Raw genomic sequence first — 24,599 nt, forward strand, 5'->3', positions numbered from 1 at the left:
CCGCTGTCACCGTGAAGTATGGACTCCTCGGGGGAGCGCTGGGTTTCCGCACTGCGTGACCAGGCCGCTCGCCTGGCCTTCCCCGAGTGGGTGCCCGGCCCCGACGACTGGACCTCCCTCTACACCAGCTTCGAGGAGGGCGGCGCCCCGCTGACGGAGGTGGCCGTCTACCGTGGACACGACCGGATCCACTTCATCCGCTACACCGGCAACGAGCTGATCGCCTTCTGGACGAGGCTGGTCGACCGCATCGCCGAGTGAGCTCACCGCTGAAACGCCGAAACTGTCGGTCGGGTACGGAAGACTGAGATCCATCATGGTGATCTCCCCTTCTCTTCCGTTCACTCCTGTGCGCTCCCCCTCGGGGGACATCGTGGTGTTCTACACGGGCACCGAGCCGCGCATGTCACGTGAGCAGGCGCTGGCGCTGGCCGACCAGCTCCGCGAGCTGGCCACCGAGCCGCCCGCCACCGGCCTGGCCGGGGCCCTGCGCGGGTGGCCCGATGAAGCGGGCCGAATGGGCGCGGGCTGAAGTGTCGCGGGCCGAGATGACGCGACCCGAGCTGGAGTGGGCTGATGACGCGGTGTGAACCGATGAGCCTCTACGTCGAGCTGGCGCTCACCGCCGCCGAGCGGGAGCGGATCCGCGCGCTCGTCGGCGGGGTGCCCGTCTGGTTCGCCCGGCCGAAGGAGCACACCGACCGTGACGCCGAGGCGTTCGCCGCGGCGAGTGTCGCGGTGGGCAACTGCCCGCCCGAATGGCTGGAGGCGAGCGGTGGCCTGCGATGGCTGCAGCTGTCGTCCATGGGCATCGACCGATATCTGGGGCTCGACTGGGCCGAGCTCGGCAGGCGCATCACCGTCACGAACCTGGCGGGCACGTTCGCCGACCCCGTCGCGCAGACCTGTCTGGCGGGCCTGCTCGCGCTCTACCGGGGGCTCGACGAGCTGGTCAGGCTGGGCGAGCGGCAGACCTGGTCGAAGGAGCCGATCAGACCGAGGTTGCGCCTGCTGACCGGTGCGTCGGTGGTCATCCTCGGCGCGGGCACGATCGCGCGGCGGTTGGCCGAACTGCTCGCCCCGTTCGGCTGCCGCGTCACGCTCTACTCGCGCCGGATGAGCCTGGCCGAGCTCGACGCCCTGCTCCCGGAGACCGACGTGCTGGTGGGGTTGCTGCCGGGCACGCGGGAGACGGCGGGCCTGGTCGACGCGGAACGGCTGGCGCTGCTTCCGCCCGGGGCGATCTTCGTCAACGCCGGGCGCGGCTCGCTGGTCGACGAGGAGGTGCTGGCGGCGGCGCTGCGGGAGGGACGGCTCGGCGGGGCCGTCCTCGACGTGACGGCGACCGAGCCGCTGCCGCCCGGGCATCCGCTGTGGAGCAGCCCCAACACGCTGCTCACCCAGCACACCGCGGGCGGTTCCGATCGGGAGTCGGGCCAGATCCTCGAGGTCTTCGAGGACAACTGGCGCAGGTTCGTCGCGGGGGAGCCGCTGCGCAACGTCGTGCGATGGTCGAGAGGCTACTGATCCCCGCCCGGACAGCCACCGCCAGCGGTCGCGGGGCGCGAAGGGGCGTGTCCAGTGCGGGGGTCGGCCCGGGAAGGCGGGGGTCAGCCCTTCACCGCGCCGCCGAGCAGGCCGGAGACGAACTGTTTCTGGAAGACGAAGAAGACGAGCATGAGCGGAAGCGTCGCCAGCAGCGCGCCGAGCATCAGCCCCGAGTAGTCGACGCGGGTCAGCCCGGTCAGGTGGCTGAGCGCGACGGGCAGCACGTACTTCTCCTCGGAGTTGAGCATGAGCAGCGGCCAGATGAAGGAGTTCCACTGGCTCATGAACGTGAAGATCACCAGCGCGCCGAGCTGCGGCCGGACCACGGGCAGCACGATCCGGTAGAAGATCCGCAGGTCGCCCGCGCCGTCCAGGCGGCCGCTCTCGATCAGCTCGTCGGGGAAGTCGAGGAAGGCCTGCCGCATCAGGAAGATGCCGAAGGAGTTGGCCAGGAACGGGATGACGATCGCCTGGTAGGTGTCGACCCAGCCGATGCTCGCCATCATCTGGAACAGCGGCACGAGCAGCACCTGGAAGGGGATCATCATCGTCGCGAGGACCACCGCGAGCAGCAGGCCGCGTCCTTTGAATCGAAACTTCGCCAGGCCGTAGCCCGCCATGGCGCTGACCAGCGCGCTGCCCACGGTGTAGACGAGCGCGGTGGCCAGGCTGTTGACGACCACCCTGGTGAAGCCGACCGTCTCCTCCAGCCCCCGCAGGTTGGCCAGCAGGTCGTCGCCCGGCAGGAACGGCGGCGGCGAGCGGAACAGCTCGCTCGTGTCGTGCGTGGAGGCGACCGCCATCCAGTAGAACGGCGCGACGCTGACGGCGGCGCCCGCCGCCACCAGCAGCCACACCAGCAGCCGTCTCATTTCAACCACCTGAACTGGGCGTAGGACAGCACGCCGATGATCAGCACGATCACCCACGCCATCGCGGCGGCGTAGCCGAAGTCGAACTGTTTGAAGCCGACCTGGAACAGCAGCAGGATCGGGGAGAGCGTCGCGTCGTCGGGGCCGCCGTCGGTCAGCACCTTGTTCTCGTCGAAGAGCTGGAGGGTGCCGATCGTGGAGGTGATCGAGCAGAACAGGATCACCGGCTTGAGCTGCGGCACGATCACGCTGGTGAACGTCCGCCACGGCCCCGCGCCGTCGATGGCCGCGGCCTCGTACTGCGCCCTGCCGATCGCCTGGAGTCCGGCCAGCAGGATGACCATGTTGTAGCCGGTCCACCGCCAGGTGATGGAGGCGATGAGCGCCACCCGCGCCCACATCGGGTCGTCCAGCCAGGCGATCTCGTGGCCGAGCAGCTGGTTGACCATGCCGCCCTCGGTCTTCAGCAGCACCCTGAACACCACCGCGTACGCCACGAGCGTGGTGACGGCGGGCAGGAAGAAGGCGACGCGCAGGGTGGCACGGAAGCGCAGCCACGACTGGTTGAGCACGTAGGCCAGCACCAGCGCGAGCCCGATCATGATCGGCACCTGGACGAGCAGGATCAGGCCGACGTTCAGCAGTGACTGGCCGAACCTGGCGTCGGCCAGCAGCCTGGCGTACTGGTCGAGGCCCGCCCACTCGGTGACGCCGTCCTCGGTCCGCTGGAAGCTCTGCAGGAGCGAGGCCGCCAGCGGATAGGCGAAGAAGACGGCGAACAGCGCCGTGGCGGGGCCCGCGAAGATCCACGGGATGAGCCGCCGGTGGCGGGGGCCCGTCAGGGCGGGCACCCTGACGAGCTTCTCGGTCAGCGCGGTCACGGCGCCGCGATCTCCCGCTTGGTGGCGGTCGAGATCTGCTCGGCGGCCTCGTCCAGCACGGTCTTGGGGTCCTCGCCGCCGACCACGGCCCGCGACAGCAGCTTCTTCAGCAACTCGGCCGCCTCGGCGTCGTCGTCCGTCGACTCGATGGGCGGGATGGCGCGCACCTGCTCGGCGAAGATCTGGTCGACCGCCTGCCCGCCGAAGTACTCGACGGGCCGGCCGAAGGAGGGGTCGGCCAGCGCGGGCAGGTAGGCGGGGAACAAGCTCTCGGTCTTCATCATCGACAGCTGGCTGTCCTTGTTCGCGGTCACGAACTCGACGAAGGCGTAGGCGGCCTGCTGGTTGCGGGTCTGCCCGGTGACGGCGAGCATGGAGCCGCCGTTGGCCGAGGTGCGCACCCCGCCCTCCTCGAAGGCGGGCAGCGGGACGACCCCGAACTTGCCCGACAGCTCGGGCATTTCCGAGGTCAGCGTGCCGGTCCACCACACAGCGGTGGGCGCGGTGGCGGCCTTGCCCTCCTTGGTGGCGGTGACCCGGCCGTCCCAGCCCTTCTCGTTCTGCAGCAGGTCCTGCTTGTTCAGCTCGGCCATCAGGGTCAGCGCCTTCACGCCCGCCGCCGAGTTCACCGCGACCTTGCCGTCCTTGAACAGGCCCTGGCCCTGCTGCTGCAGCAGGGCGGTGAACAGCGGGGTGCTGTTGCCCAGGTCGGAGACGAACAGCCGCTTGCCCGTCGCGGCCTTGACCTTCTGGCCGACCTTGACCAGTTCGTCCCAGGTCGTGATGTCCTCGGCGCGGACGCCCGCCTGCTTGAAGTAGTCGCGGCGGTAGAACAGGCCGACCGGCGCGGAGTCCCACGGCAGGGCGTAGAGCTTGCCGCCGGGACCCGAGGCGGTCCGCCACTTGGCGGGGTCGAAGTCGCTCTTGTACCTGCCGGCGACGGGGCCGAGGTCGACCAGGCCGTTGGGGAAGTTCTTGGCGTAGGCCGAGACGCGCTCGTCCTCCAGGTGCACGACGTCAGGCAGGCCCGCGCCCGACTGGAGCCCGACCGTGATCTTGTCGTAGGCGTTGTCGTAGCCGACGTCGGTCACCTCGACCTTGACGCCGGGGTGCAGCTTCATGAACTCCGGCGCCAGGCGCTGCAGCGCCTTGGCGCCCACGTCGAAGGACCACACCGTGACCTCGCCCGACAGCTCCTGCGAGCTCGGCGCGATCGACGGGGCGGCCTGCTGGACGCCGCCTGTCGCGCACCCGGCCAGGGTGACCAGCGCCGCCGCGGCGGCAAGGAGCGCTTTCACGTCCGCTCCAGGTATGTACCATGTCACACGCTGAATAATGCGTGCTGAGTAACGTACGCTGAATACAGCACCTCCGCCAGCCCCCTTCGGGCTTGCCGGATTTTTACCTTCGCTCCGTTCGGCCGGTGACCTGGGGTTTTTCCGGTTCCATGACGTGACCGCGATCACACTTGACTGATTTGTAATCAACCGTCCCCTTGCTGTGCCGGTTCAGGCGTTTGTACGGTCCCTTCATTGCTGCTTAACAACTTGTTCAGTGCAGAGAATCGAGACGTTCGATGGCACCTGAGCCCTTGGGCGACCGGATCCGTGCGTACCGGAGCATGCGCCAGATGACCGTCAGAGGTCTGGCGGCGCAGGCCCAGGCGAGCGCCAGCTTCATCAGTCAGTTGGAGCGTGGCCAGACCAGCGCAAGCGTCGGGATGCTTCGGCGGATCGCCGAAGCGCTCGGCATCACGGTCGCCGATCTGTTCAGTGAAGAGGACGCGAACGGCCATCGCGTCGTCAGAAAGACCGAGCGGCCTGAGCTGCACGCGGGACGAGGCTCACGCAAGTACCTGATCTCGCAGCGACCCCTCCAGAACCTGGAGGTCTACAGCGGCGAGTTCGAGCCGGGAGCGTCCACGGGAGACGACCAGTACACCCACGGCGACTCCCAGGAGATCCTCATCGTCCTGCGCGGCACGGTGGCCGTCCATCTGGCCGAGAAGAACCTGGTCCAGATGGGGCCGGGCGACAGCGTCGAGTACCGCACCTCGATCCCGCATCGCGTCGTCAACGACGGCGGGGAGGAGGCCGAGGTCCTGTGGATCATCGGCCCGCCCACGCCCGACTGACCCTGACCCACCCGCAAGAACCCCATATCACGATCAACGAGGGGGCAACCATGCTCATGCGACCCAGGCGGCTGGCCGGTACGGCCATCGCCGCGGCCTCCCTCCTGCTGGCTGCGGCCTGCGGCGGAGGCGCCGCGGCGCCCGCGGACATCGACCTCGGTTCCGGCCCCGCACAGGCAGGAACCGTGAAGAAGGACGCCCTGAAGGGCGTCAACCTGACCTTCGTCTCCTACGGCGGCATCTACCAGAAGGGCCAGCAGGACGCGGCCGTCGACCCCTTCGCCAAGGAGTCGGGCGCCCAGGTGCTGCAGGACGGCCCCACCGACTACGCCAAGATCAAGGCGCAGGTCGACTCCTTCAACGTCACCTGGGACGTCGTCGACACCGACTCCATCTGGGCCGAGGCCCAGTGCGGCAAGCTCCTGCAGCCGCTCGACTACAAGATCATCGACAAGTCGAAGATCCCTGCGGGCCTGGCCACCGAGTGCAGCGTCCCCGCGATGCAGTACGGCATGGTCCTCGCCTACAACAAGAACAAGTTCGGCGCCAACCCGCCGCAGGGCTGGCAGGACTTCTTCGACACCGCCAAGTTCCCCGGCAAGCGCGGCATCCCCGGCACCCCCGGCGACTCCGCGCCGGGCCCGTTCGAGGCCGCCTTGGTGGCCGACGGCGTCGCACCTGACAAGCTCTACCCGATCGACGTCGACAGGGCCACCAAGAAGCTCGACTCGGTCCGCGCCAACCTGGTCTTCTGGAAGACCGGCGCCGAATCCCAGCAGCTGCTGGAGTCCGGCGAGGTGGACATGATCATGATGTGGAGCGGTCGCGCCTACTCCGGCATCAAGAACGGCGCCACGTTCGACGTCCAGTGGAACCAGTGGATGCCCGTCATGGACTCGCTGAGCGTGCCGAAGAACGCCAAGAACGTGAAGGCGTCCATGGCGCTGATCAACTACTACCTCGGCGCCCCGCAGCAGGCCAAGCTCACCGAACTGACCTCCTACTCGCCCATCAACACCGACGCCAAGCCCAAACTCGACGAACTCGCCACCTCCTTCCTGACCACCCGCCCCGAAGTGGCGGACAAGGCGCTGAAGGTGGACGACAAGTGGTGGGCCGAGCACCAGGCCGAGATGATCGAGAAGTGGTCCGCCTGGCTCGGGGGCTGAGCGCGCCGTGAAAGAGAGAACGGCGGGGCCCGCGCTCCTCCTGCTGCCCGCGCTGATCGCGCTCGGCGTCTTCTTCCTCTACCCGCTGGTGACGATGCTGATCAGCGCCTTCACCGACCCCGAACCCGGGCTGGGCAACTTCGCCTGGTTCTTCGGGGAGAGGGCGAACCTGCAGGTGCTCGGCAGGACGTTCAGCACCGCGTTCTGGGTGACGCTGGTCGCGCTGGTGCTGTCCTACCCCTACGCCTACGCGATGACGATCGCGGGGGCCAAGGCACGGGCGATCCTGACGCTCCTGGTGCTGGTGCCGTTCTGGACCAGCCTCATGGTGCGCACGTTCGCCTGGGTGATCCTCCTCCAGGACACCGGCGTGATCAACAAGCTGCTCGGGACGCTCGGGATGGGGCCTTTCAGCCTCATCCGCACCCAGACCGGCGTGGTCATCGGCATGGTGCAGCTGCTGATGCCGTTCATGGTGCTGCCGCTGTACGCGGTGATGAGCGGCATCGACAGGCGGCTGCTGCCCGCGGCCACCAGCCTGGGCGCCCATCCGGTCAAGGCGTTCCTCAAGGTGTACGTGCCGCTGTCGCTGCCCGGCGTCTCGGCCGGATGCCTGACAGTGTTCATCAGCGCGCTCGGCTTCTACGTCACCCCCGCGCTGCTGGGCTCGCCGACCGACGCGCTGATCTCGCAGCAGATCTTCACCCAGGTGAACGGCCTGCTCAAGTGGGGTCGCGGCGGCGCGATGGGCGTCGTGCTGCTCGGGCTGACACTCGCCATGATCGCGCTGCTGGCGCTGACGCTGCGCCGTACCGGAAGGAAGGTGACAGGATGAGGGCCCGCGGCCTGCTCTGGGCCTTCTGCGCGCTGATCGGCGTCTGGCTGGTCGCGCCCGCACTGATCGTCGTGCCGCTGAGCTTCACCGACCGGCCGTCGCTGAAGTTCCCCCCTGACGGCTACTCCACCCGGTGGTACGCCAACTTCTTCAGTGACACCTCCTGGATGTCCGCGCTCGGGACCTCCGTGCAGGTGGCGCTGCTGGTCACGGTCGTGGCCACCGTCCTCGGTACGGCGGCCGCCCTCGGCCTGACCAGGGCGAAGATCAAGGGTCTGGCCCTGGCCCAGGGCTCCATGCTGGCGCCGATGATCGTGCCGGGCGTCGTGCTGGCCATCGGCGTCTACGCGGTGTTCCTGAAGTTCCAGCTCGTCGGCACCCTCACGGGGTTCGTCATGGCGCACACCGTGCTGGCCCTGCCGTTCGTCATCATCCCGGTCACCGCCTCGCTGCGCGGCTTCGACAGGCGGCTGGAGGACGCCGCCGCCAGCCTCGGAGCGAGCAGGTGGACCGCCTTCCGCAGCGTGACGCTTCCCCTCGTCGCCCCCGGCGTGGCCTCGGGGGCGCTGTTCGCCTTCGTGACCAGCTTCGACGAGGTGGTCGTCTCGCTGTTCATCCAGAGCCCTTACCTGCAGACCCTGCCGGTGAAGATGTACGCCAGCGTCACCCGTGAGACCGACCCGACCATCGCCGCCGCGGCGACGATGATCATCGCGCTCACCACGACGCTCGTCCTCGTCGCCACCTTCTTCGTCGCCAGGAGGACCCGTGCCAAGTAGCATCCAGCTCACCGGCCTGACCAAGACCTACCACGACTTCGTCGCCGTCGACGACGTGTCGCTGTCGATCGAGCCGGGCGAGTTCATGACCCTGCTCGGGCCCAGCGGCTCGGGCAAGACCACGACGCTCAACATCATCGCCGGTTTCGTGAAGCAGACCAGCGGTGAGCTGACCGTCGACGGCGCCTCCATCGGCGCCACCCCGCCGCACAAGCGCGACATGGGCATGGTCTTCCAGCACTACGCCCTCTTCCCGCACATGACGGTCGCCGAGAACATCGCCTTCCCGCTCAAGCAGCGCAAGGTGCCCAAGGCCAAGCGCACGGAGCTGGTGGAGGCGGCCATGGCCACCGTCCACCTCGGTGACTTCGGCCACCGCTACCCGCGTGAGCTGTCCGGCGGCCAGCAGCAGCGCGTCGCCGTCGCCCGCGCGATCGTCTACAACCCGCGCGTGCTGCTGATGGACGAGCCGCTCGGCGCGCTGGACAAGAAGCTGCGCGACTGGCTGCAGCTGGAGATCAAGCGCATCCACGCCGAGCTCGGCACCACGTTCGTCTACGTGACGCACGACCAGGACGAGGCGCTGGTGCTGTCCGACCGGATCGCGGTGTTCAACAAGGGCCGCATCGAGCAGGTCGGACCGGCCTCCGAGCTGTACGAGCGGCCCAAGACGCTGTTCGTCGCCAAGTTCCTCGGCGAGTCGACGGTCCTGCGCGGGCCGGTCTCCGACCAGGGCATCGGGGTGTGCGCGCGCAACCTGCGCGTCCAAGGCGACCTCAGCGACATCAGCGGCGCCGGCGGCATCGGCGGCAGGGACGGCGCCCTGGTGGTGCGGCCCGAGCGGCTGGCCGTACGCAAGCCGGGGCACGAGGCCGAGGCGGGCTGGAACGCCCTGCCCGGCACCGTCACCGGCGAGATCTACCTGGGCTCCAGCCGCAAGCTGGAGCTGCGGCTGCCGGACGGCTCGCCCGCGCTGGTCCGCGAGCAGGCCGGTGGCCTGAGCGAGGCCCGCGTGGGCGACGAGGTGACGCTGACCTGGCGCGTCGCCGACGCCGTCCTCCTACATGACGAAAGCGACGCGGAGGCTGTGCTCACGTGAACGTCACCAAGGACTTCGCCAACGGAGGAGTCTCCTTCTGGTACCGGCAGATCGGCATCCCCGAGCGCAGGGCGGCCCTGCCCGGCTCGCGCGACTACGACGTGGCCATCGTGGGCGGCGGCTACACCGGCCTCTGGACCGCCTACTACCTGAAGAAGGCCCAGCCCGACCTGCGGATCGCGATCCTGGAGAAGGAGTTCGCCGGGTTCGGCGCCTCGGGCCGCAACGGCGGCTGGCTGTCGGCCGAGTTCGCCGGCTCGCGCGAGCGCCACGCCAAGGCGCGCGGACGACAGGCGATGATCGACCTGCAGCACGCCATGTTCGCCTCGGTCGACGAGGTCATCCGCGTCGCCGGTGAGGAGGGCATCGACGCCGACATCCACAAGGGCGGGCTCATCCACACCGCCACCAACCCGGCCCAGCGCCGCCGCCTGCACGAGGAGCTCGACGAGCTGCGCGCGTGGGGGTACGGCGAGCAGGACCTGCGCCTGCTGGAGCGCGACGAGCGCGAGTCGCGCCTGCGCGTGGCCGGAGCGCTCGACGCCACCTTCAGCCCGCACTGCGCCCGCATCCAGCCCGCCAAGCTGGCCGTGGGCCTGGCCGGCGTGGTCGAGGCGCTCGGCGTCGACATCTTCGAGGGCACCACGGTCACCGCGATCAAGCCCAGGCAGGCGATCACCACCAGGGGGGTGGTGAAGGCGGAGTACGTCATCCGGGCCACCGAGGGCTTCACCGCGGGCATCGAGGGCCAGCGCCGCCAGTGGCTGCCGATGAACAGCTCGATGATCGTCACCGAGCCGCTGCCCGCCGACGTGTGGAAGCACCTGGGCTGGGAGGACCGCGAGCTGCTCGGCGACGAGGCGCACGCCTACATCTACGCCCAGCGCACCGCCGACGACCGCATCGCCATCGGCGGGCGCGGCGTGCCGTACCGGTACGGCTCCCGCACCGACGACCGCGGCGCCACCCAGCGCTGGACCGTCGAGTCGCTGTGGCGGATGCTGGTCAAGCTCTTCCCCGCCGCGGCCGACGCCCGCATCGAGCACTCCTGGTGCGGCGTGCTCGGCGTGCCCCGCGACTGGTGCTCGACCGTGCACCTCGACCACGAGACGGGGCTCGGCTGGGCGGGCGGCTACGTCGGCAGCGGCGTCACCACCACCAACCTGGCCGGACGCACGCTGCGCGACCTGGTGCTGCGGCAGGACACCGAGCTGACCGCGCTGCCGTGGGTGGGCCGCCAGGTCCGCCAGTGGGAGCCTGAGCCGCTGCGCTACATCGGCGTGCAGCTCATCTACACGCTGTTCCGCGCCGCCGACCGGCGCGAGAACGACAGGGGCACCTCCACCTCCGGGTACGCCCGGCTGGCCAACCTGATCGCGGGGCGCTGATGACGCATCTGACAGACGCCGTTTCGGTATCGCTGCCGCCCGCCGTTCCCAAGCCCACCAGCCTGACCGGGCAGCGCGAGTCGACGCTCGAGCTGTGGCGCGACGGCGGCGCGGAGACGGGGGTGTGGGAGTGCGAGCCTGGCACCTTCACCGCCGTGCGCGACGGTTTCCACGAGATCTGCCAGATCCTGACCGGCAGGGCCACGCTGACCACCGAGGACGGCGAGGTGACCGAGCTCGTCCCCGGCTCGACCGTGGTGCTGCCGGACGGATGGAAGGGCACGTGGGTGGTGCACGAGACGATGCGCAAGACCTACGTGATGATTGACGCAGTGGCGCCCGGCGGCACCCGTTGAGTGCGGTCCCAGGCCGTCCAGGTGTAGGTGACGTGCCGTGACAGGTTGGTGAGCGTGGTGGTGCCGCCCTCGTGGCGGACCGCCACGCTGCCGCCGTTAACGGGGATGCCGGAGACGGCCAGCCAGGCGACGCCCGCGGGCAGCGAGGGCTCCGTGACGATCGCCGCGCCGTGCGGCCGCACCCCCAGCAGACCCTCGACCACCTGGCTGACCAGCGTGAACGACACCTCCGGATAGTCGCCGTTACGCCCGCCCGCCACGTGCTCTCCCTCGCGGGAGGCGAAGATCTCCCTCATCCACCGCCAGGCCGTCTCCGGCCTGCCATGGCGGAAGAACGTGTCCGGCAGGTACGTCCACGCCTCCACGTTGTGCGGCCTGCCGGGACCTCGGGTTTGAGCGTCGATGTGGTCCAGGAGGTCCTCGTCGGCGGCGAGCCGCTTCAGCGCGGGGAACCAGCTGCTCTCCATGCCCCAGCCCATGACGGGCGTGCCGTCCCGGGTGAAGCCGCGCACGCCCTTCCACTCGGCGGCGAAGTGGCGGCGCAGGTCGAGAGCCCGCCGTTCGTAGTCGTCGCCGTCCAGGCCGCGCGCCCTGGACAGCTCGGCCATCGCCAGGAAGGCGGCGTACCGCGCGGCGAGGCCGTCACCGGCCACCGCCAGCGGCTCGCCGTCCTGCTCGTTGTAGGTGGCGGTGCCGTCGAAGATGCCCGTCCCCAGGGCGGTCGGGGGCAGGTCGACCGCCCGCCGGTAGTAGTTCCACAGGACGGGGTCGTCCACGTAGGAGCGGTCGCCCGTCCACCGGTAGGCGACGGCGCCCGCCTCCACCAGCTCGTAGACCGCGGGCGCCTCCCTGACGAACGCGCCGGGGCCGCGGTAGTCGATAGACAGGTACGAGCCGTCGAAGTTGAAGGCCCACACGGGGCGGTGGCCGTGCTCCTCGGTGGCCGAGGCGGCGAAGCAGCGCAGCATCGCCAGGTTGGCCGCGTGGAGGCCGAGCAGGTGGGCCCCGGGGAGCTGGTGGACGAAGTCGCGCAGGTAGAAGCCGCTGCGGTGGGCGTAGCCCGCCCAGTAGGAGGGCAGGTAGACGCCCTCGCCCATGCCGTACGGCTGCCGCTCGTCGACGTTGAGCGGGCCGCGCGACCCGGCGGGGTGCGCCCAGCGCAGCGCCCGGTCGCACGCCCACTCGAACATCGCCACCAGCTCCTCGTTCGAGGAGTCGATACGCATGAGAACCTTCCGATCAGGGGCCGAGACTGGGGCGGATCACCAGCTCGGCCGGGAGCAGGAGGCCCGCCTGGGGGGTGACGCCGTCCTCGACGATCCGCAGCAGCCGGCTGACCAGCGCCTCGGCGATACGGCGGAGCGGCAGCCGCACCGTGGTCAGGGCAGGCTGCAGGAACGCGGTGACGGGCAGGTCGTCGAAGGCGACGAGGGCCAGATCCGCGCCGATCTCCACGCCCTCGGCCCTGGCGGCGGCGTACACGCCGAGCGCGAGCCAGTCGCCCCCCGCCACGATCGCGGTCGGGCGGGCGCGGCTCGCGAGCAGCTCGCGGGTGGCCGCGACGATCTCGCCCGGGTCGTCGCCCGGCACGGAGAACACCTGCCCCGCCAGTCCGTGGCGGCGCACGCCCGCGAGGAACCCGTCGCGCCGGTCGTCCATCCACGGCTGCCCGGCCGACGAGGCGAGGAAGGAGACCTTGCGGTGTCCTCTGGCCGCCAGCAGGCCCACCAGCTCGATCACCGCCTGGACGCTGTCGACGTCCACCCACGACTGCGGGTGCTCGGGTCCGGTCCGGCCGAAGGCGGCGAAGGGGAAGCCCTCGGCCGCCAGATGGGCGACGCGGGGATCGTCGCGCAGTATGTCGGACAGCAGGAAGCCGTCCACCGTCCGCGCGGCGATCAGCTCGTCGAGCGCCTGCTCCTGGCTCTGGCCGGGACGCGGCCGCACCAGCAGGATCCGGTAGCCCGCCTCGCCCGCCGCCGTCACGACCGCCTCGAGGAATCCGCCCATCAAGGGGTTGGGGTTGGCCGGATCGTCCACCGGCGTCGGGTAGGCGATGATCCGCCTGGTGCCCGACTTCAGGCTGCGCGCCGACTGGTCGGGCCGGTAGCCGAGCTCCTCGATCAGCGCCGTCACCCGCTCCAGCGTCTCGGCCTTCAGCCGGTGCGGGGCGTTGAGCGCGTTGGAGATCGTCTGACGTGACACGCCGGCCGCGCGCGCGACGTCCTCGATGGTGACCCCGCGCTCGCGCGGCCGACGTGCCGTCACTCCTGGTCTCTCCTCAGCTTGAGCAGGCCGCCCATGGGCACCTCGACCAGGCTCACGCCCGCCTCGAACCGGAGCCTGCCGGCCCAGACGAGCGCCCCTGCGCAGTCGAGGACCTCGGCTCGTGCCTCGCCCGCGCCGTACAGGGCCACGCGGGGGTCGGGGTCGGCGTTGGCGACGAGCACCTCGCCCGTGCCCGGCACCTCCACGGCGAGCGGAGCGTAGCGGGCGATGATCGTGGTCTGCCCATCGTAGGCCCGCACGAGCGGATAGCCGTGTTCAGGCTGCGCGGGCTCCAGCACGCCCAGCTGCAGCGTGTCGAGGTGGCGGCGGAAGACTCCCAGCCAGAACTCGATGGCGGCCAGTTGGTCGGGCCGCTGCGCCGCCAGGTCGACCGACACCTGCGGCACCGAGAACAGCGCGTTGATCAGATGCACCGCCACCTGCTCGGCGGGCTCGCCGGGGTGCCAGAGGATCATGTCCGAGTGCACGGCGACGGGTCCGGCGGTCAGCCGCAGGTCGATCGTGCGCTGCCGGTTCTCCTGCGGGCTGAGGGGGCAGTCGGCCGCCCGCACCATGTTCGTGTACGGCCACAGCCCGGGGCTCGTGTACGGCTGGCGGTGCTCGATCAGCACCTCGGGCCTGGCCCGGCGCAACCGTGCGTCGAGATCGTGCAGCAGCCGCCGTACCCCCTCGTCCACCTCCGCGCAGTCGGCGCCCTCGGTGGGCGCGGGATCGCCGCCCGGCGTGGCGAACCGGTCCACGAAGTCGATCTTCAGGCCATCCATGCCCCAGAGCTCGACCGCCTGGGCCAGCTTGTCGATGAGGAACCCGCGGACCTCGGGGTGACGAGGGTCGAGCACCGCCGCGTCCATGTGGTCGAGGTAGCGCAGGAAGCGGCCGTCGAAGCGCTCGAAGGCCGCGTTGTGCTTGCCGACGAACGGCAGCGCGTACCACAGCAGGTAGGCCATGCCGTTGCCCTGAACCCTGCGCACATGGCTCGCGAGGTCGGGGAACGCCTCCTGGTTGGGCTCCCAGTCGCCGCAGAAGGCGTAGCCGCGGGCCCGGTCGGCGGTCTGCCACCCGTCATCCACGATGATCGTTTCGCAGCCGAGCCGCTTCGACAGCCTGGCCTGCAGCTCCACCGACTCGGCCGTGACCTCCTGGTGCATGCTGTACCAGGTGGAGTAGACCGGCAGCCTGGCCTGACGCGGGGTCGGCGGCAGCGCGCGGCCCGCCTGCCACCACTCGGCCACCCCGGCCAGGGCCGCGGAGTACAGCCGGTCCGACAGGTCGAGCCTGATGCGCAGCCCGTCGCCCTGCAGGGTGAAGACGAACTCGCCGGTCTCCTCGATCAGCCCTCCGGTGAAGCTCACCGTCGCCACCGATTCGGCCAGTGCCGCCGTGCACACGTTGGCGCCCGCCGTACCGACCAGGCTCACCACCGGCGCACCCATGGTCAGCCTGGCCGACATCGGCGCGTTCCAGATCGGCGGCACCCAGCGGGTGCCGCTGCCCGGCGTCCAGAAGGCGGCGGTGTTCACGCACGGCACCTTCCACTGCGCCGCCGTCGCCTCGGGGGCGTCGATCAGCCAGACGCCCTCGGCGACCGCCGTCACCGTGACGCCGGTGGTCCCCGCGACCGCCACCTCGACCTCGCCCGCGTGGACCACGGTCGTCTCGCCGAGCGCGTGCGGCTCCCAGATCTGCATGTCTATCCCTTCGTGGCACCGGCCAGCAGGCCGGAGATGAACTGTCGCTGGAGAACGAGGAAGAGGATCATCATGGGCAGCGAGGAGATCGCCGTGCCCACCATGACCTGGCCGAAGTCGGTTCTGGCCAGCCCCTGCAGCGTGGCCAGCGCGACCGGCAGCGTGTACATCTCGGGCGTGCGCAGCGCGATCAGCGGCCACAGGAAGTCGTTCCACGCGCCGAGGAACAGGAAGACCGCCAGCGCGGCCAGGACGGGCCGCATCACCGGGATCACCACCCGCCAGAGCACCCGCAGCTCGCCCGCGCCGTCCACCCGCGCCGCGTCCAGCAGCTCGTCGGGCACGGCCAGCAGCGACTGCCGCATCAGGAAGATCCCGAACGGCACCGACAGGCTCGGCAGGATCAGCGCCGGATAGCTGTCGATCAGCCCGAGGTCGTTCATCATCTCGAAGATCGGGATGATGGTGACGCCGCCGGGGATGACCAGCGTCGACAGCAGCAGCACGAAGAACAGGTTGCGGCCCCTGAAGGAGAACTTGGCGAAGGCGTAGCCCGCCAGCAGCGACACCACGATCGCCCCCGCGGTCTGCACGACCGCCACGTACAGCGTGTTGCCCAGCACCTGCACGAGGCCGATCGACTCCTCCAGCTTGGCCGTGTTCGCGGCCAGCTGGTCGCCGGGGTAGAACTTCGGCGGCCAGGAGAAGATCTCGGCGTTGCCGTGCGTGGCGGCCATGGCCAGCCAGTAGAACGGGCCGACGCACAGCCCGAACACCACGGCCAGCGTGAAAGTCAGCGTCCAGCCCTTCATTTCTTCTGCAACCTCATCTGTGCGATGCCGAACCCGGCCACGATCAACGTCAGGGCGTAGGCGATCGCCGCGGCGTAACCGAAGTCGAAGTAGCGGAAGCCGTTCTGGTACAGGTAGAGCGAGATCGTCAGCGTGGAGTTGTCGGGACCGCCGCCGGTCAGCACGAACGGCTCGTCGAACAGCTGCAGCGTCCCGATCGTCGACAGCACCACGGTCAGCGCCAGGATCGGCCGCAGCTGCGGCACCGTGATCGACCAGAACCTGCGCACGGCGCCCGCGCCGTCCACCATCGCCGCCTCGTACAGCTCCTTGGAAATGCTCTGCAGGCCCGCCAGGTAGATCACCGCGTTGTAGCCGGTGTAGTGCCAGGTCAGGGCGATGACGATGGCGATCCTGGCCCAGAACGGGCTGCCCAGCCAGTCGATCGGCGCCACGCCGAAGAAGCTGAGCATCCAGTTGAGCAGGCCCGCGTCCTTGCGCAGGATCACCGAGAACATGACGCCGTAGGCGACCAGGCCCGTCAGGCTCGGCATGAACACCCCGAGCCGCCACAGGCCGCGCAGCCGTACGGACGGGGAGTTGAGCCCGAGCGCCAGCAGCAGCGCGAGCAGCAGCATGATCGGCACCTGGACGACCAGGATGAGCCCGGTGTTCCACAGCGAGGTCCAGAACAGCGGGTCGTTCACCAGCCGCACGTAGTTGTCGAGCCCGACGAACGTGCGGGCCGCGCCCGCGCCGGTGGTCAGGCTGATGTACATCGCGGCCAGGATCGGATAGGCCTTGAAGAGCAGGAAGCCGAGCAGCGCGGGCATGATCAGCAGGTAGGGGATGTTCCGCCTGGTGACGAACGACCGCCTGGTCCGCGCCCGCGCCTGCGGCCTGGACAGCGTGAGCGTCATCCGGCGAGCTTCCTGTTCGTCTGCTGGGCCAGCAGCGTGGCGGCCTCGGTCAGCGCGGTCGCCGGGTCGGCGCCCTTGAGGAGCACCTTCGTCTGCGCGTCACTGGCGATCTTCAGCGCCCGCGCGTAGTCGCCCGAGTAGTAGGTGGCGTCGGCGCCCTCGGTGAGCGCGTCGACGAACGTCTTGAGCGCGGGCTGGTCGCCGAAGTACGGCTGGGGCTCGGTGAACCTCGGGTCGGCGTAGGCCGCGGTCAGCGCGGGGAAGACGCCGCCCTCCTTGAACACCTTGTTGATCACTTCGGGCCTGGTCAGCGCGTACTCCACGAACGCGTACGCCTCCTTCTGGTGCGGGCTGGTGCCCGACACCGCCAGGTGCGTGGAGTTGACGATCGCGGCGCGCTTGCCGCCGGGTGTCACGGCGGGCGGCTGCATCACGCGCCACAGGCCCTTCTGCTCCGGGCGCATCTCGGGGATGTAGCTGACCGCCCACGCCGCCCACGGCAGCACGGCCAGCTTGCCGCCGCTGATGAGCTGCTTGGCCGTGCCCTCACCCGAGGTGTCGGCGACGATGCCCGCGTCGTTCATCCTCTTGAGCAGCGCCATGGCCTGGACGGCGGGCGCCGAGCTCAGCGTCACCTCGCCCTGCCGGTTGAAGTAGAACGCGCCCTGCTGCTGGAGCAGCGACTGGTAGAAGTCCATGTCCACGCCGTTGGCCGCCGGCTTGTTGAGGCCGATGAGGAAGGCGCCGGTCTTCTCCTTGAGCTTCTTGCCCGCCTCGATCGCCTCGTCCCACGTGGTGATCTTCTCCACGTCGACGCCCGCCTTGTCGAACAGGTCCTTGCGATAGAAGAACCCGACCGGGTTGACCTCCCACGGCATCGCGTAGACACCGCCGTCCTTGCCGGTCACGGTCGGCCACAGGCCCGTGGCGAAGGCGTCCTTGTGGGAGTCGGCGCCGAGCTTGCGCAGATCGGCGAGGCCGCCGGGGAACTTGTCCATGTAGCCGGGCAGGTAGTCGATGCCGATGTGCAGCACGTCGCCCAGGCCCTTGCCGCCCGCGGCCATGCCGATGGTGATCTTGTCCCAGATGGCGGGGTTGCCGACCGCCTGGACGGTGACCTTGATGTTCGGGTTGGCCTTCTCGAAGTCCTTGGCGACGGCGGCCAGGCCGTCGGAGGCGGGCTTCCACGACCAGACGGTGATCTTGACGGGGCCCGCCTGCTCCGGTTTCCCTGCGGTGCCGCAGGCCGCGGTGAGAGCGCCGGTGAGGAGGACGGCGAGGGCCGCGCGACGGTTGATCATGGCGTTCCTTTCGGGGGGTCAGGGCCTGCGTGCGGTACGCAGGCCCTCGGCCAGGCGGTCCACGGCCTGGCTCGGGGTGGTGGCGTGGGGGGACAGCCGGATCCAGCGGCCGCGCAGCGTGGTGGTGAGCCCCGCTCTCGCGAGGGCGGCGTGGACGTCCACCGGGTCGTGTCCGGGGAGGCGGAGGCAGGCGATGCCGCCGCGCTCGCCGGGGGACAGGCCGTCGTGCGGGATCTCCGCGCCGGCGGCTCTGGCGGTGTCGAGCAGGGCGCCGAGCGTGTCGGCGATCCTCGCGCCGATCGCCTCGACGCCCACGGCGGTGACGAGGTCGAGGGCGGCGCCGAGGCAGCTGACGGCCGGATAGTCGGGATTGGTCATGGCGTGCGCGTCCGCCCCACTGAGCGGCTCGCGCGGATGGTCGTCCGACGCCAGGGGGTCGCGGACGCCCGGCCACCCGCCCAGGCCGGGAAACAGGAAGTCGGCGACGCGGTCGCGGACCAGGAAGAGGGCCGCGCCCCATCCCGCCCTCAGCCACTTCTGGCCACCGGAGGCGAGCACGTCGGCGGCGTCGAGCTCCAGCGGGACCGCGCCGAGGCCCTGGATGGCGTCCACCACCAGGACCCGGTGCGGCCCGAGGACCTCCTTGAGCGCGCCGAGCGGCGGCCGGTGGCCGGTCAGCGCGTCCACCGCGCTGACCGTGAGGGCCCTGACGTCGGGGGTCAGGTGCGCGGCGACGTTCTCGGGGGTCACCCGAGGGGCGTCGATCCAGCGCACCCGCAGGCCTCCGCGGTCCTGGAAGCGCAGCCACGGGTAGACGTTCGCGGGGAACTCGCCGCGCCGCACCAGGATCACGCCCTCGTCCGGGGTGCCGGGACGGAAGGCGGCCGCGGCCGCGAACAGGGCGTGGCTGGTGGAGGTGGCGAAGGCGACCTCGTGCGGCGCGGCGCGCAGGAACCGAGCCGCGCACGCGCGTACCGCCTCGGCCCGTGCCGACAGCGCCTCCACCGCCTGCTCGCCCCTGCTCAGCCGTGCCGCCTCGACGAGCGTCATGGCGACGTCGTGCGAGATCGGCCCCACCCTGGCGAAGTCGACGTAGCCGGGCAGGTCGTCGAATCGGGCCAGGTAGCGGGCGAGTTGAACGTTCATATCGTCGGCTCGCCGCATCAGGGGCTCCAAGGGGGGAGGGGGGATATGAACGTTCATATTAGGGTAAACCGGGTGCGCCGGGAAGACCCCTGGCGCACCCGTTCGTGCGGGGTCAGTACTCGGTGGTCAGTGTGACGCCGCTGAAGTCCGTCACGCCGTACAGGCTGACGTAGTTCCAGCTGTTCGGCGTGACGTCGGCCACCAGGCTCTCCGAGGTGCCCGGGCCCGTGGACCGAGCGTCATAGGAGGTGCTGGTCGCCCATCCCGCCCGCCTGACGTACAGGTCGGGGTTGCCCGTGCCGCCCGAGGAGGTGACCGTGAGCCTGGTCACGCCCGGCGGGATCCACAGGTAGAAGTAGGCGTGGTTCTGGTCGGTGTGCCCGATCCCGGTGCGCCTGCAGTCCTCGCCCATGAGACGCGGGTCGTCGCCAGGGCAGTCGGGCAGCGCGGGAGGCTCGGCGCACGCGCCCGCCGCGCACGCGGTCAGCCACGTCCGCCAGTCGGCCTCGTGGTCGAGCGAACGCAGCAGGCCGCCCGCCGCGCTCCAGTTCCCCGCCCTGTAGTGACCGAGCAGCGTGGCGACCTCGGCCCGCTGCCGCTCGAACATGTAGCGGACGGCGAGGTAGCCCCAGACGTAGATCCGGTTCTCGCCCTGGCCGTAGGCGGTGTCGAAGAGTTCGCGCAGCGGGTGGCTGTGCTTGCCGGCCTCGGTGTAGGCGGTGGTGTTGGGCAGGCCGCGGTAGGACCACGACACGTACTCGGCCAGGCCCTCGTTCCACCACACGACGGGCGTGGTCGGCGAGCCGAAGTGCCCGTACAGGTCGAAGCGGCCGTCGAGGTAGTGCGTGTACTCGTGGTTGAGGTTCCACACCGCGAAGTCGGGACGCTCCCACGTCGCCTCGTAGGCGATGAACCGGGCCTGGTTGCCCGCCGCGGCCGGGTCGCCTTCCAGGTACATGCCGCCGTTGTTGGTGTCGATGCCGTAGATCGGGCCCGCGTACATCCGGTAGTCGGCGCTGGAGTCGAAGACGACCACCTCCAGCGTGGCGTTGCCGTCATCGGCGACGGGTCTGCCGCCGGAGTCGACCAGGTCGTGGAAGAAGGCGTCCTGATCGGCCAGGCTCGCGCAGGTCGTGGCGAACTGCGCCGCGGTCATCTCCTGCGCCAGGATGCGCAGGGTCGGTCCGCAGGTGTGAGTGAGTGGCAGGGCCACGGCCTTCAGCTTGGCGGGCAGGTCGCACACGTCGTAGGAGGCGCAGTCGCCGGGGACGCTGCCGAAGGTCACGTCCGCGATGCCGATCCAGAGCGGAGCGGTCCTGCCGGTCATCGAGTACTCCTCCAGCATGGCCTTCACCATCGGCTTGACGGTCGGGACCAGTTCGGGGTGAGTGAGGAACCTGGCCAGCTCTCGCCCGGCGTTGACGGTCATGAAGGCGGAGTCGGTGCCGAGCAGGTCGAGATGGTTCTCGGCGAAGGCCTTCAGAGAGTGGAGCAGGCCGTGGTCGGCGGCGACGGCGGCGACGAAGTCGGGCCTCCAGTGGCCCCGGAAGATCGTGTTGAAGGCCTCGTAGACCGCGTTCCGCATCCACCACGAGGCGTTGTGCGCGCTGTCATAGGAGTCGAGCAGGCGCTTCATGACCGGGATGTAGCGGGCGTTCTCTCCCGAGCTCGCGGTCAGGATGACCGCCTCGGTGAGCACCTCTCCGTTGGCGTCGGAGACGGTTCTGGAAGCCGGCGCGGCGAAGAAGGCGTCGAGCCCCGCGCGCACCGGCACCTGCAGGTTCTCGGTGTACGGCCCGACCGCGTCCTGGTTGTACCACTGCACGTAGTAGCCGGCGCGCAGGTAGAGCACGATCTGCTCGACGGAGGTGGAGTTGTCGCCGGGGTAGGAGGGCGCGGCGCCGCGCAGGGCGTCCGCCACGGTGATCATCTGAGATTCCCTGAAGGCGCCGCGAGCGTCGGTGCCGGTCAGCGTGAACAGCGTGTTGACGCACGAGACCTGCGCCGCCTTGATCGCCGCCACGAGAGCGTCGCCCGTCCTGGTGGTGAAGTCGGTGACGTCGCAGGCCGCCGCCGCCCTGGCGGACCGCTCGGAGGGGCGCGGGCGCGTGGGCTCTGTCGCGGTGGGGTCGTCGTAGTCGCGCCTGCTCTCCTTCCGGGGTTCGGCGAGCGGCGGAAGCTCGGTGGCGGGCAGCGGCTCGGCCTGCCGGTGCGGGCGGGCGGCCGAGTCGTCTCCCGCGGGCGGCGGCCGGTCGCCCGACGGGGCCCGGCCCGGCGTCGCCGCAGCGTGCGCGGGTTCGGTGGGCGCGGAGGGTTCGGTCTGGGCGGAGGGTTCGGTCTGGGCGGCGACCGCGGGGGGCGGGGCCGCCGCGGATAACTCGAGGGAGGCGGCGTGGGAGGCGGGGGCGAGGCCGCCCGCTCCGAGGCCGAGCGCCAGGGCCACAACAGCCGCTTTCAGCAGGGATTTCCTCATCGCTACTCCTGGGGGTGGAGCGCGGTGGGGCCGGGCCCCCGAATCTTCGGCCCGCCGCGATGGGCTACGTGATGTGTAACATGTCACACCCTTTGTTGGAAGGCAAGAGTTCTATGAACGTTCATATCAGTCTGCTCGCGGCGCTGGATCGGCGTGCCCAGGTGGCCGGGTCAGCCGGGGGAACCCGCCACGCGCTGCCGCAGCACCCCCACGTCGCCGATCGTGATCGTCACCTCGTCCCCAGGCCGGAGCGAGAACTCCAGCGGCGGCACGATGCCCGTGCCCGTGGCCAGCACCACCCCTTCGGGGAAGCTCTGGGCGCGGAAGAGCCACCCCAGCAGTTCCTCGGGCGTACGGCGGAGCCGCCCGGTCCCCGTGGCGCCGGAGAAGACCTTCTCCCCGTCGCGGACGATCTCCATTTCGATGGAGAGCTCACCAGGAAGCTCCCACCATGGCCTGATCGCGGGCGAGAGCGCGCAACTGCCGGTGAAGCACTTGGCCTGGGGCAGGTAGAGCGGGTTCTCCCCTTCGACGCTTCGAGCGGTCAGGTCGTCGCAGACCACGGCCCCGACGGGCTCGCCGTACCGGTTGGCGACGATCGCCAGCTCGGGCTCCGGCACACACGCGCCGTCAGCCCTGATGCCCGCGAGCTCGCCGTCGGTCGAGACCCGCCACGGCGTGGCCTTGAAGAACAGCTCGGGCCGTTCGGCGTCGTAGACGGCGTCGTAGAGGTCGCGCCCGCTCTCCTCGACGCGGGCGGCGCGCGAGCGCTCGTAGGTGACGCCCGCGCCCCACACCTCCATGCGGCCTTCGACGGGGGCGAGCAGCCGTACCTCGGAGACGGGCACGCTTGCCAGCGGGGTGTGCCTGGCGACCAGCGCACCGATCTCGGCCGCCGGCAACGCGAGCAGCTCGGTCAGCGACAGCCCCATGGGTGCGATGAGGTCTCCGGTCAGCACGCCGACCTGGTCGGTGAAACGCACGATGTGGGTCACGTCAGCCCCTTTCCGCGGCGTGGTGCGGTGCCGCCGCTCCACAGTCCTACCCACCACCGGCCGTGGCCGCCGGAAGGGGTGCCCGCGATCCTCGAACGGTTGTCATTTTCGCGGGTCAAAGGCCTATAATCGAACACATGTTTCAGGCTTCGTTGCTCGACTGCTTCTCCTCGGAGGGTCCCGGGCCGCTCGGGTCCACGGTCAGGCGCGTCGACCTGGGTCGCGGCGCCTGGATCGACCTCAGGCCCGGCTGGATCGGCGGCGCCGACGCCCTGCTCGACCGGTTGATCGCCGGGGTGCCCTGGCATGCCGAACGACGGCACATGTACGACCGGGTGGTCGACGTGCCCCGGCTGCTGGCCTTCTACGAGGAGGGCCAAGCGCTCCCCGACCCGATGCTGGAGGAGGCCAGGGCGGCCCTCGACGAGCACTACGGCCCCGAGCTGGGCGAGCCGTTCGCCACGGCGGGCCTGTGCTTCTACCGCGACGGCCGCGACAGCGTGGCCTGGCACGGCGACACGATCGGACGGGGCGGCACCGAGGACACCATGGTGGCCATCGTCTCCGTCGGCGCGCCCCGCGCGCTGCTGCTGCGCCCCCGCGGGGGCGGGGGTGCGACGGTGCGACACGAGCTCGGCCACGGCGACCTCATCGTGATGGGCGGCAGCTGCCAGCGCACCTGGGAACACGCGATCCCCAAGACGGCCCGCCCGGTCGGGCCCCGGGTCAGCGTCCAGTTCCGCCCGCGCGGCGTCCGCTGAGTAGGCTCGGCGCGTGTCGCACTCTCTCCTCGACGGCTGGGTCGCGCTGGCCGGTTCGTCCCGCGCGGCGGGGGCCGTGGGGGCGGAGCTCGTCGCCAGGTGGGCCGAGCCGCACCGCCGCTATCACACTCTCGACCATCTGCGGGCGGTCCTGGACGCGATCGACCGGTTGGCGCCGGTAGCCGACGACCCCGATGCGGTACGGCTGGCCGCGTGGTTCCACGACGCCGTCTACGACGGGAAAGCGGGCTCGGACGAGGAGCGCAGCGCCCAGCTCGCCCAGTCCCGCCTGGCCAGGTGCGGCGTGCCAGGTGAGCGGGTCGCCGAGGTGGCCAGGCTCGTCCGCCTCACCGCCACCCACGACCCCGACTACACCCCCGACCCGCCAGGACCAGCCGCGCCAGGATGGGACGAGCCAGCACCGGGCGAGCCAGGATTGGGCGCGCCAGCACCGGGCGCGCCCGGATCGAATGGGCCAGCATCGGATCGGCTAGAACCGGATCGGCTAGAACCGGATCGGCCAGAATCGGATCGGCCAGAATCGGATGGGCGAGGATCGGATCGGCCAGAATCGGATGGGCGAGGGTCGGATCGGCTGGGATCGGGTCCGGCGGCGGGGCGGGACGCGAACGGGGCCGTGCTGTGCGACGCCGACCTCGCCGTCCTGGGGGGCGACGACTACGCGGGTTACGCGGCGGCCGTCCGGCAGGAGTACGCCCACGTCCCCGACGAGCTGTTCAGGCTGGGCAGGGCGCAGGTGTTGCGGCGACTGCTGGCCGCGCCACGCCTGTACCGCACGGCACTCGGCCACGACCTGTGGGAGGCCAGGGCTCGCGCCAGCCTGACCGCCGAACTGGCCACCCTCGACAGCTGACCCGGACCCCCCGGGCGACCCGCGCCGGTGACCGACGCCTGCCGCGGCGATCAAGCGGGCCAACGACGCCTGCGAGGAGAACGGCGGCGATCAGGCGGGTCAGGGTGCCTCCGAGGGGAGCGCCGTCGATCAGGAGGGCCAGAGCGCCTGCGAGGGGGATCGGCGGTGAGGGGGAAGGTAAGCGGGGGTTGGCGGCGGCGAAGAGCGGCGGCGATCAGGCGGGTCAGGGTGCCTCCGAGGGGAGCGCCGTCGATCAGGAGGGCCAGAGCGCCTGCGAGGGGGATCGGCGGTGAGGGGGAA

The 24,599-nt window shown here is 70.4% G+C and carries 24 protein-coding genes; 12 read left to right on the forward strand and 12 right to left on the reverse strand.

The window, feature by feature from the left end:
* Nucleotides 1–18: 18 nt before the first annotated feature.
* The 3 genes from ACFXJ8_RS38135 (at nucleotide 19) to ACFXJ8_RS38145 (ending at nucleotide 1,527) form a co-directional block, all read left to right on the forward strand.
* A complete protein-coding gene (locus ACFXJ8_RS38135; RefSeq protein WP_379649499.1) occupies nucleotides 19–261 on the forward strand; it encodes a hypothetical protein in 243 nt (80 codons plus the stop codon).
* A gap of 88 nt (nucleotides 262–349) precedes the next feature.
* A complete protein-coding gene (locus ACFXJ8_RS38140; RefSeq protein ID WP_379649500.1) occupies nucleotides 350–532 on the forward strand; it encodes a hypothetical protein in 183 nt (60 codons plus the stop codon).
* Nucleotides 533–594: 62 nt separating this feature from the next.
* Nucleotides 595–1,527, forward strand: coding sequence for a D-2-hydroxyacid dehydrogenase (locus ACFXJ8_RS38145; protein ID WP_379649502.1), 933 nt, complete (start codon nucleotides 595–597; stop codon nucleotides 1,525–1,527).
* Nucleotides 1,528–1,610: 83 nt separating this feature from the next.
* Here ACFXJ8_RS38145 and ACFXJ8_RS38150 read toward each other — a convergent pair whose 3' ends face one another.
* Genes ACFXJ8_RS38150 through ACFXJ8_RS38160 form a run of 3 tightly spaced genes read right to left on the reverse strand, consistent with a single transcriptional unit; the run spans nucleotide 1,611 to nucleotide 4,599 of the window.
* On the reverse strand, nucleotides 1,611–2,420 hold the full coding sequence (locus ACFXJ8_RS38150; RefSeq protein WP_379649504.1) for a carbohydrate ABC transporter permease: 810 nt from the start codon (nucleotides 2,418–2,420) through the stop codon (nucleotides 1,611–1,613).
* The gene (locus ACFXJ8_RS38155; protein WP_379649506.1) at nucleotides 2,417–3,301 is read right to left on the reverse strand and encodes a carbohydrate ABC transporter permease; all 885 of its coding nucleotides are present in this window, start codon (nucleotides 3,299–3,301) and stop codon (nucleotides 2,417–2,419) included. Before ACFXJ8_RS38155 ends, ACFXJ8_RS38150 begins: the two co-directional genes overlap by 4 nt.
* Nucleotides 3,298–4,599, reverse strand: coding sequence for an ABC transporter substrate-binding protein (locus tag ACFXJ8_RS38160; protein WP_379649508.1), 1,302 nt, complete (start codon nucleotides 4,597–4,599; stop codon nucleotides 3,298–3,300). Before ACFXJ8_RS38160 ends, ACFXJ8_RS38155 begins: the two co-directional genes overlap by 4 nt.
* A 278-nt stretch (nucleotides 4,600–4,877) precedes the next feature.
* Between ACFXJ8_RS38160 and ACFXJ8_RS38165 the strand changes: the two genes are divergently transcribed.
* Genes ACFXJ8_RS38165 through ACFXJ8_RS38195 form a run of 7 tightly spaced genes read left to right on the forward strand, consistent with a single transcriptional unit; the run spans nucleotide 4,878 to nucleotide 11,061 of the window.
* The gene (locus ACFXJ8_RS38165) at nucleotides 4,878–5,435 is read left to right on the forward strand and encodes a helix-turn-helix domain-containing protein (RefSeq protein WP_379649510.1); all 558 of its coding nucleotides are present in this window, start codon (nucleotides 4,878–4,880) and stop codon (nucleotides 5,433–5,435) included.
* 50 nt (nucleotides 5,436–5,485) lie between these two features.
* Nucleotides 5,486–6,604 carry an ABC transporter substrate-binding protein gene (locus tag ACFXJ8_RS38170; protein WP_379649512.1) on the forward strand — a complete coding sequence of 373 codons (1,119 nt, stop codon included), beginning with the start codon at nucleotides 5,486–5,488 and terminating at the stop codon, nucleotides 6,602–6,604.
* 7 nt (nucleotides 6,605–6,611) lie between these two features.
* Nucleotides 6,612–7,439, forward strand: coding sequence for an ABC transporter permease (locus tag ACFXJ8_RS38175; protein ID WP_379649514.1), 828 nt, complete (start codon nucleotides 6,612–6,614; stop codon nucleotides 7,437–7,439).
* Nucleotides 7,436–8,218 carry an ABC transporter permease gene (locus ACFXJ8_RS38180; protein WP_379649515.1) on the forward strand — a complete coding sequence of 261 codons (783 nt, stop codon included), beginning with the start codon at nucleotides 7,436–7,438 and terminating at the stop codon, nucleotides 8,216–8,218. Before ACFXJ8_RS38175 ends, ACFXJ8_RS38180 begins: the two co-directional genes overlap by 4 nt.
* Entirely contained in the window at nucleotides 8,208–9,317 is a 1,110-nt protein-coding gene (locus ACFXJ8_RS38185) for an ABC transporter ATP-binding protein (protein ID WP_379649517.1), read from the forward strand. The genes ACFXJ8_RS38180 and ACFXJ8_RS38185 overlap by 11 nt, the downstream gene beginning before the upstream one ends.
* Complete coding sequence (locus ACFXJ8_RS38190; RefSeq protein WP_379649519.1) at nucleotides 9,314–10,705, forward strand: NAD(P)/FAD-dependent oxidoreductase; 1,392 nt, start codon at nucleotides 9,314–9,316, stop codon at nucleotides 10,703–10,705. The genes ACFXJ8_RS38185 and ACFXJ8_RS38190 overlap by 4 nt, the downstream gene beginning before the upstream one ends.
* Nucleotides 10,705–11,061, forward strand: coding sequence for a cupin domain-containing protein (locus tag ACFXJ8_RS38195; protein ID WP_379649521.1), 357 nt, complete (start codon nucleotides 10,705–10,707; stop codon nucleotides 11,059–11,061). The genes ACFXJ8_RS38190 and ACFXJ8_RS38195 overlap by 1 nt, the downstream gene beginning before the upstream one ends.
* Here ACFXJ8_RS38195 and ACFXJ8_RS38200 read toward each other — a convergent pair.
* The 9 genes from ACFXJ8_RS38200 to ACFXJ8_RS38240 all read right to left on the reverse strand — a co-directional run bounded on the left by ACFXJ8_RS38200 (nucleotide 11,019) and on the right by ACFXJ8_RS38240 (nucleotide 22,664).
* Nucleotides 11,019–12,287 carry a hypothetical protein gene (locus ACFXJ8_RS38200; protein WP_379649522.1) on the reverse strand — a complete coding sequence of 423 codons (1,269 nt, stop codon included), beginning with the start codon at nucleotides 12,285–12,287 and terminating at the stop codon, nucleotides 11,019–11,021. The two genes, ACFXJ8_RS38195 and ACFXJ8_RS38200, sit on opposite strands and share 43 nt — an antisense overlap.
* A 13-nt stretch (nucleotides 12,288–12,300) precedes the next feature.
* Nucleotides 12,301–13,329: a LacI family DNA-binding transcriptional regulator gene (locus ACFXJ8_RS38205; RefSeq protein WP_379649524.1), complete on the reverse strand. Its 1,029-nt coding sequence runs from the start codon at nucleotides 13,327–13,329 to the stop codon at nucleotides 12,301–12,303.
* Nucleotides 13,326–15,038: a glycoside hydrolase family 36 protein gene (locus ACFXJ8_RS38210; protein WP_379649526.1), complete on the reverse strand. Its 1,713-nt coding sequence runs from the start codon at nucleotides 15,036–15,038 to the stop codon at nucleotides 13,326–13,328. Before ACFXJ8_RS38210 ends, ACFXJ8_RS38205 begins: the two co-directional genes overlap by 4 nt.
* A gap of 2 nt (nucleotides 15,039–15,040) precedes the next feature.
* Nucleotides 15,041–15,850, reverse strand: a complete 810-nt coding sequence (locus tag ACFXJ8_RS38215; protein WP_379649528.1) for a carbohydrate ABC transporter permease — start codon at nucleotides 15,848–15,850, stop codon at nucleotides 15,041–15,043.
* Entirely contained in the window at nucleotides 15,847–16,749 is a 903-nt protein-coding gene (locus ACFXJ8_RS38220) for a carbohydrate ABC transporter permease (RefSeq protein WP_379649530.1), read from the reverse strand. Before ACFXJ8_RS38220 ends, ACFXJ8_RS38215 begins: the two co-directional genes overlap by 4 nt.
* The gene (locus tag ACFXJ8_RS38225; protein ID WP_379649532.1) at nucleotides 16,746–18,050 is read right to left on the reverse strand and encodes an ABC transporter substrate-binding protein; all 1,305 of its coding nucleotides are present in this window, start codon (nucleotides 18,048–18,050) and stop codon (nucleotides 16,746–16,748) included. Before ACFXJ8_RS38225 ends, ACFXJ8_RS38220 begins: the two co-directional genes overlap by 4 nt.
* 18 nt (nucleotides 18,051–18,068) lie before the next feature.
* The gene (locus ACFXJ8_RS38230; protein ID WP_379649534.1) at nucleotides 18,069–19,196 is read right to left on the reverse strand and encodes an aminotransferase class V-fold PLP-dependent enzyme; all 1,128 of its coding nucleotides are present in this window, start codon (nucleotides 19,194–19,196) and stop codon (nucleotides 18,069–18,071) included.
* A 112-nt stretch (nucleotides 19,197–19,308) separates the two neighbouring features.
* Nucleotides 19,309–21,669, reverse strand: coding sequence for a collagenase (locus ACFXJ8_RS38235; protein WP_379649536.1), 2,361 nt, complete (start codon nucleotides 21,667–21,669; stop codon nucleotides 19,309–19,311).
* A 170-nt stretch (nucleotides 21,670–21,839) separates the two neighbouring features.
* Nucleotides 21,840–22,664 carry a fumarylacetoacetate hydrolase family protein gene (locus tag ACFXJ8_RS38240; protein ID WP_379649538.1) on the reverse strand — a complete coding sequence of 275 codons (825 nt, stop codon included), beginning with the start codon at nucleotides 22,662–22,664 and terminating at the stop codon, nucleotides 21,840–21,842.
* Nucleotides 22,665–22,801: 137 nt separating this feature from the next.
* Here ACFXJ8_RS38240 and ACFXJ8_RS38245 point away from each other — a divergent pair, with 137 nt between their 5' ends.
* Nucleotides 22,802–23,425, forward strand: coding sequence for an alpha-ketoglutarate-dependent dioxygenase AlkB (locus tag ACFXJ8_RS38245; protein ID WP_379649540.1), 624 nt, complete (start codon nucleotides 22,802–22,804; stop codon nucleotides 23,423–23,425).
* A gap of 13 nt (nucleotides 23,426–23,438) precedes the next feature.
* Nucleotides 23,439–24,299, forward strand: a complete 861-nt coding sequence (locus tag ACFXJ8_RS38250) for a hypothetical protein (protein ID WP_379649542.1) — start codon at nucleotides 23,439–23,441, stop codon at nucleotides 24,297–24,299.
* The last annotated feature ends 300 nt before the right edge of the window (nucleotides 24,300–24,599 follow it).

This window comes from Nonomuraea sp. NPDC059194, from assembly GCF_042754765.1.
Classification (GTDB): Bacteria; Actinomycetota; Actinomycetes; order Streptosporangiales; family Streptosporangiaceae; genus Nonomuraea.

Excerpts from the sequence above, each read along its gene's own strand:
- ACFXJ8_RS38170 (WP_379649512.1), top strand. The coding sequence starts at position 5,486 with ATGCTCATGCGACCCAGGCGGCTGGCCGGTACGGCCATCGCCGCGGCC.
- ACFXJ8_RS38135 (WP_379649499.1), top strand. The coding sequence starts at position 19 with ATGGACTCCTCGGGGGAGCGCTGGGTTTCCGCACTGCGTGACCAGGCC.
- ACFXJ8_RS38230 (WP_379649534.1), bottom strand. The coding sequence starts at position 19,196 with ATGAACGTTCAACTCGCCCGCTACCTGGCCCGATTCGACGACCTGCCC.
- ACFXJ8_RS38150 (WP_379649504.1), bottom strand. The coding sequence starts at position 2,420 with ATGAGACGGCTGCTGGTGTGGCTGCTGGTGGCGGCGGGCGCCGCCGTC.
- ACFXJ8_RS38245 (WP_379649540.1), top strand. The coding sequence starts at position 22,802 with ATGTTTCAGGCTTCGTTGCTCGACTGCTTCTCCTCGGAGGGTCCCGGG.
- ACFXJ8_RS38145 (WP_379649502.1), top strand. The coding sequence starts at position 595 with ATGAGCCTCTACGTCGAGCTGGCGCTCACCGCCGCCGAGCGGGAGCGG.
- ACFXJ8_RS38235 (WP_379649536.1), bottom strand. The coding sequence starts at position 21,669 with ATGAGGAAATCCCTGCTGAAAGCGGCTGTTGTGGCCCTGGCGCTCGGC.
- ACFXJ8_RS38200 (WP_379649522.1), bottom strand. The coding sequence starts at position 12,287 with ATGCGTATCGACTCCTCGAACGAGGAGCTGGTGGCGATGTTCGAGTGG.
- ACFXJ8_RS38220 (WP_379649530.1), bottom strand. The coding sequence starts at position 16,749 with ATGACGCTCACGCTGTCCAGGCCGCAGGCGCGGGCGCGGACCAGGCGG.
- ACFXJ8_RS38180 (WP_379649515.1), top strand. The coding sequence starts at position 7,436 with ATGAGGGCCCGCGGCCTGCTCTGGGCCTTCTGCGCGCTGATCGGCGTC.
- ACFXJ8_RS38210 (WP_379649526.1), bottom strand. The coding sequence starts at position 15,038 with ATGCAGATCTGGGAGCCGCACGCGCTCGGCGAGACGACCGTGGTCCAC.
- ACFXJ8_RS38165 (WP_379649510.1), top strand. The coding sequence starts at position 4,878 with ATGGCACCTGAGCCCTTGGGCGACCGGATCCGTGCGTACCGGAGCATG.
- ACFXJ8_RS38215 (WP_379649528.1), bottom strand. The coding sequence starts at position 15,850 with ATGAAGGGCTGGACGCTGACTTTCACGCTGGCCGTGGTGTTCGGGCTG.
- ACFXJ8_RS38225 (WP_379649532.1), bottom strand. The coding sequence starts at position 18,050 with ATGATCAACCGTCGCGCGGCCCTCGCCGTCCTCCTCACCGGCGCTCTC.
- ACFXJ8_RS38195 (WP_379649521.1), top strand. The coding sequence starts at position 10,705 with ATGACGCATCTGACAGACGCCGTTTCGGTATCGCTGCCGCCCGCCGTT.